5 protein-coding genes are annotated in these 6,003 nt (G+C 68.7%); all 5 read right to left on the bottom strand.

Translation table 11 applies throughout. The features are described from left to right. Positions 1-448: 448 nt before the first annotated feature. Positions 449-1,153, bottom strand: coding sequence for a nitroreductase (locus DS837_RS30350; RefSeq protein ID WP_149168153.1), 705 nt, complete (start codon positions 1,151-1,153; stop codon positions 449-451). A gap of 78 nt (positions 1,154-1,231) precedes the next feature. Next, complete coding sequence (locus DS837_RS30345) at positions 1,232-1,621, bottom strand: response regulator transcription factor (protein WP_035683743.1); 390 nt, start codon at positions 1,619-1,621, stop codon at positions 1,232-1,234. Between the two features lie 144 nt (positions 1,622-1,765). Further along, complete coding sequence (locus DS837_RS30340; protein WP_149168152.1) at positions 1,766-2,413, bottom strand: response regulator transcription factor; 648 nt, start codon at positions 2,411-2,413, stop codon at positions 1,766-1,768. Positions 2,414-2,447: 34 nt separating this feature from the next. Beyond that, complete coding sequence (locus DS837_RS30335; protein WP_149168151.1) at positions 2,448-3,938, bottom strand: PAS domain-containing sensor histidine kinase; 1,491 nt, start codon at positions 3,936-3,938, stop codon at positions 2,448-2,450. 177 nt (positions 3,939-4,115) lie between these two features. Next, positions 4,116-5,789 (bottom strand): GMC family oxidoreductase, encoded by a 1,674-nt coding sequence (locus tag DS837_RS30330; protein WP_149168150.1) that lies wholly within the window; start codon positions 5,787-5,789, stop codon positions 4,116-4,118. Between the last annotated feature and the right edge of the window lie 214 nt (positions 5,790-6,003).

Here is a 6,003-nt window from a genome sequence, read left to right as displayed (position 1 = left end):
CCATCGCCCCGCTCGGCGATGATCCCCTCGTCAGCCTGCCCGACGTGGCTGCCTGACAATCCCGGCCAGACCAGCCGGAGACCAAATGAGCGACCCAACTCCTACACCACGCTCAGGGGCACGATCAGTGTCCGCTCCAGGTCAAAACCCAAACCTCCGCTCCTGGCGCTTTGCGAGCGTGAGTGATGGTCCGGTCTGGGTCAGATTCGGATGTTCGAGAGTGACCCGAAAGCGATAGCTGAACCGATGGCACTCCGCGTCAGAGCGGGCGCTGAAGCGCCTCCACATGGGCGACATCGGCCTTGCCCCTTCCGCCCCGCCGGACCGGTGTGTTCGGCATCGGTTGGCGGCGAGCGCCGACCGTTGGGCGTCAATATGGACCGGTGCCGTCACGCAAGGGGGCCATCCCCGTAGCGTCCTTCTCCCACTCCGGGATTGGGAAGAGGCGTCAGAAGCCGTAGAAACGGGTGAAGTCGGCGACCGGGGCGCGCTCAGTCTCCAGGCGGTTTTCCGGCGCGTCGGGGTCGGCGTGGCCCAGCGCCATGCCGCTCAGCAGGATGTCGGTGTCCGGGATGTCGAGATGGCGGCGGACGATGCGGTGGTACGTGATGAAGGCGGCCTGCGGGCAGGTGTCCAGCCCGAATCCCCGCGCCGCCACCATCACATTCTCCATGAACATGCCGACGTCGAGCCAGCTTCCCTGCTCCATCCGCCGGTCCATGGTGAAGAACAGCCCGACCGGAGCGCCGAAGAAGTCGTAGTTGCGGGCGTGCTGCTCCGCCATCGCCGCGCGGTCGCCCTTGGCGATGCCGAGCAGGCCGTAGAGGTCCCAGCCGATCTTCCGGCGCCGCCCCAGATAGGGCTCGAACCACTGGGTCGGGTAATAGGTGTATTCCGCCCCGGCCTGGGTGTCCGCCGGGTCGAAATGGGCGGCGCGCAGCTCGGCCGACAGCGCCTCGCGGGCCGCGCCGGCCACCGCATGGACTTTCCAGGGCTGGATGTTGGAGCCGCTGGGCGCCCGGCTGGCGGCGGCGAGGATTTCCTCCACCACGGCGCGCGGCACCGGCTCGGCGGTGAAGGCGCGGACGCTGCGGCGGCTGCGCACGGCGTCCAGGGCGGACAGGGGGCGGGGGAAAGGGGCTTCGGACGCCATGGGCGCGCTCCACGGTGGACGGTGTCGTGCGAACCCTGTCCGGGGAACGGCGGCCCTCTCAGATAAGGAGACGGGCGGTCAGGCTGGCAGCAGGCGCTGCACCGCGTCAAGGAGCTGGTCCTCTTCGAACGGCTTTTCCAGGAAGGCGGTCACCCCGGCCTCCCGCGCGCGGGCGAAGGTCGCGGGATCGCCGCGCCCCGACACCATGATGACGGGCAGGCCGTGCAGGTTCGCGCCGAAGCGCTCGATAAACTCCAGCCCGCTCATCACCGGCAGGTGCAGATCGAGGACGAGGCAGCCCGACGGCTTGCCGTTGTACTGGTCCATGAAACTCTGGCACGACGCGTAGTCGCGCACCTCGAAGGCACAGGCTTCGAGCAGCGCCTTCATCGAGTCCCGCACCGGCTCGTCGTCGTCGACGATGTAGACGATGCTATCGCCCGGTTCGGCCAAGACTGCCTCCAGCATCGGAAATCACGCGGTATGACGCCCGTTGGCGGGGCGTTACAGGGAAGATAGAAGCCGACCGGCGGTGCCGGAATACGGAGTTCCCCTTATCGGGCGCGGTTTTGATGTGGATCAGTCGCCGCCGGGGGCGCCCGGCGGCCCGAATCACTCCCCTTTGGGGGTGATCCCGGCGGCCAGCGCCATGCGGACCAGCGAGGGCAGGCTGTCGGCGCGCATCTTCTCCATCACGCGGGCGCGGTGGATCTCCACGGTGCGCGGGCTGATCGACAACTCGAAGGCGATGACCTTGTTCGACTTGCCTTCGACCAGCCATTGCAGCACGTCGCGTTCCCGCGGCGTCAGGCTGGACAGCCGCTCCAGCACCTCCGGGGAGACGGCGGGGGCGGCCGGGGGCGGAGTCGGCGCCTGGGTGGCCGGCGCTGCCGCGGGCGGAACGGCGCGGGCCAGCGCGGCCTTCACGCTGCCGATCAGGGCCTGCTCGTCGAAGGGCTTCTCGACGAAGTCGACGGCACCGGCCTTCATCGCCCGCACCGCCAGGGGCACGTCGGCGTGGCCGGTCATGACGATCACCGGCAGGACGCGCCCCTCCTGCACCAGACGCTCCTGCACGTCGAGCCCGCTCATCTGCGGCATCCGCACATCGACCAGCAGGCAGCCGGGCCGCGACGGCGCGTCCGATTCCAGGAAGGCGAGGGGGGACGCGAAGCCCTCGACCCGGAACCCCTCGCATTCCAGCAGGATCACAACGGAATCACGCACCGCCTCGTCGTCGTCCAGGACGAAGACCGTCATGTCCGACGGGGATAATTCGGGTGGCAATGGGGACTCAGGGCGCATCATCCTCTCCGGCAACCGGCACGGTGAAGGCAAAGGTGGCCCCTCCGTCTCCCGGTTCCAACCACAGGCGGCCGCCATGGGCCTCGATGATCGACCGGCAGATCGACAGGCCGAGCCCCATCCCCTTCTCCTTGGTGGTGACGAAGGGCTGGAAAAGCTGGGCCAGGACGGTCTCGTTCAGGCCGGGGCCGGTGTCGCGGACGGTGACGCGCATCAGCACCGCCGACTCCGGGGCGGGGCCGGTGGTGACGGTCAATTCCCGAATCTCCGACTCGGCCATCGCCTCGATGGCGTTGCGGACGAGGTTGAGGACGACCTGCTGGATCTGGATCTTGTCGATCAGCACCGGGCGCTCGTCGCCGCTCATCTCCAGCCGGACATGGACGCCGCGCTCCTTGGCGCCGACCAGGGCGAGGGCGCTGGCCTCCTCCACCACCTTGCCGATGCTTTCCACCGTGTGCTCGGTCTGGCCCTTCTCGATGAAGTTGCGCAGGCGGCGGATGATCTGGCCGGCGCGGGCGGCCTGGGCGGTGGCCTTGTCCATCGTCTCCCGCGCCTTGTCCGCCCCGTCCGGACGGTCGAGCAGGCGCTTCACCGCCTTGGCGTAGTTGATGACGGCGGTCAGCGGCTGGTTCAGCTCGTGCGCCAGGGTGGAGGCCATCTGGCCCATGGCGCTGACCCGGCTGACGTGCAGAAGCTCGGCCTGAAGCTCCTGCAGGCGCTTTTCGGTCGCCTGCCGCTCGGTCAGGTCGCGGATGAAGCCGGTGAAGCAGCGGTGCCCGGCCAACCGCACCTCGCCCACCGCCAGCTCCATGGGGAAGACCGAGCCGTCGCGGCGCAGGCCGGAGACCACCCGGCCGATGCCGATGATCCGGCGCTCCCCCGTGGTCAGGTAATGGTCCATGTAGCGGTCGTGCTGCTCCCGGTAGGGGGAGGGCATCAGCATGCTGACGTTCCGTCCCGACACCTCGGCGGCGCTGTAGCCGAACAGCCGCTCCGCCGCCGGGCTGAAGGACTCGATCAGCCCGCGCTCGCTGATGACGATGATCGCCTCGGGCACGGTCTCCAGGATGGAGGTGAGGCGGGCCTCGCGCTCGCGCAAGGCGGTTTCGGCCCGCTTGCGCTCGCTGATGTCGCGGATGATGCCGATGTAGACCCCGTCGCCGCCGGCCTCCCGGCAGGCCTCGCCGACCGACAGCTCCATGGGGAAGGTGGTGCCGTCGCGGCGCAGGCCGGTGACCTCGCGCCCGATGCCGATGATCCGGCGCTCCCCGGTCCGCTGGTAGCGCTCCAGATAGCCGTCATGCTCCTCCCGGTAGGGTGGCGGCATCAGCATCTTGACGTTGTGGCCGATGACTTCGGCCGCCGTCCAGCCGAACAGCCGCTCGCAGGCCGGGTTGAAGGTCTGGATGCGCCCCTCGGCATCAATGATGACGACCCCGTCCGGCACCGTGTCCAGCATGGCCTGAAAGCGCAGCATGAGGTCCGGATTTCCCGTCCCGATATCGTCCGCCATCCCCGTCCCCAACGTCTCTTGTCCCTCGAACCGTTCTTAGCCCAAGAGTAGTTGAGTTGAATTCTCGGTCAACCGGGATTGGGGCGGGGATTGGGGGTTGCGGGCGGGAAGAACGCTCCCCGCCCGTGCCGGACCGGCTGTTCACGCCGCCTGCTGGTCCTCCAGCGTGACCGCGCGGTCGTGCTGAAGCTGGGCCGACACCTCCTCGGCGAGGCGGAAGGCCAGCGCCACGAGGTTGATGGTCGGATGGTCGCAGCCCATGCTGGGGAAGACCGAGCTGCCGCCGATGTACAGGTTGTGCATCCCGTGCACCTTGCAGCGCGCGTCGACCACGCCTTGCTTCGGGTCGTCGTGCATGCGGGTGGTGCCCATATGGTGCCAGCACCAGGAGATGCGCTCCGCCCAGGCGCGCTCGGCGGCCTCCTGCGGGTCGGCCTCGGTCACCGTGATCAGGCCGTTGCGGGTCAGCTCCGTCCGCACCAGCTCGTTGGTGCGCAGGAAGTTGTCGCGATCCTGTTCGGTCAGGCGCCACACCGTGTCGGCCCGGTTGAGGCCCAGCGCGTCACGCTCCGCCGCCAGGGTCACGCGGCTGTCGGGATTCGGCACCGGCTCCACGATGGTTTCCAACAGGAAGCTGCGCGTCACCCAGGCCGGGTTCACCACATTGTCGAACAGCGCGTAGGCGAGGTTCGGCAGATGCAGCGCGATCTGCGGCACCGCCTCGCGCAGCAGGGCGCGCAGGTCGCCCTCGGCGTGGCCGAACTTGCGGCGGTCGGACATCAGCATGCGCAGGTCGTGGAGCGCCCGCACCCCGGCGGTCGCCTCGCCATGGTACTGCGCCACCAGATAGCTGCGCGAGTTCATCAGCCCCAGCCGGCGCTGCGTCTCCACCGTCGGCGACAGGGAGGCGGAAACCGGAAGATGCTTGGTGTTCAGCCGGCGGCGCGACAGGGTCAGCGTCATGTCGTAGAGGCGGCGGTGCCGCGCCTGATCGGTCAGGCGGACGGACCCGGCCTTGATGCGCGGGTGGTCGGTGAAGTAGCGGCCGACCAGATCGTGGCCGTTGCCCAGCCCGGCGCTCTGCACCCGGTTGGACAGCAGCAGCAGGCGGGCGTTCTCGATGCCGCCGCAGCACAGGACGAACTGCCGCGCGGTGACCTTGAAGCGGGCGCCGCTGAGCGCGGCGCAGCGCACACGCTCCACCACCGTGGCGGTGTCGTTGGTCTCGAACTCGGTGACGTTGGCGTTCAAATAGCAGGCGATGTTCGCGGCCTGGACGATCTCGTCGACGGAGGTCACACCGACGCGCGGCTGGTCGCTGATCTGGGCGACGCGGTTCTCCAGGGCGCCGCCCTCCACCGGCAGGAACCCGATCCCGTCCGGCGCCAGGGACTTTTCCCAATGGCCGTTGTCGTAGATGCGCGACGGCAGGTTCAGGTGGCTGTGGGCGCGGGCGTAGTAGGGGGCCAGCATCTCCGGCCCGAAGGGCCAGCCGCTGTTCGGCACCCAGGGCCGCGCCTCCATGTCGATCGGCTCGAAGGGCCGGCAGAAGCCGCCCCAGCAGTTGGTGCTGCCGCCGAAATAGCGGCTGCGCGCGGTGGACAGGCGCTCGTAGGGCAGGCCGAGATTCTCGCCGGCGTAGAGCGACTGGGTGTGGCCGTCGGGGTCGAGCCCGCCGCTCTCCAGAAGGACGATCTTCCAGCGCGAACCGGCCAACGCACGGGCTATGGCAAGCCCGGCGGCGCCGGCGCCGACGATGCAGAGGTCCGCGTCAAGGTTGGTGCCCGAGGACACCGAGCGAGCATCGAGAATCATGCTGCGCCTGCTTTTCTTTGGGGTTGAACGCACGGGACTCAGATAAATCTCAAGTTCCCCATGCCGTTACTGAAATTGCGGGCTAGCCCGTCCAGCGGATTGACCCCGGCACCGCCCCCGCAGCCAGCAACTGCGCGGGTTTTATCCGTTTTTTCAAAGGACTGACCGCCCCATCCCCGCACCACTTCCGATGCGGAGTCCGAAGGGGTAGCCC

It is taken from the genome of Azospirillum brasilense (assembly GCF_008365405.1).
Classification (GTDB): Bacteria; Pseudomonadota; Alphaproteobacteria; order Azospirillales; family Azospirillaceae; genus Azospirillum; species Azospirillum brasilense_D.
Note: the sequence above shows the minus strand (reverse complement) of the source record. Positions and strands in the feature narration are given on the sequence as shown.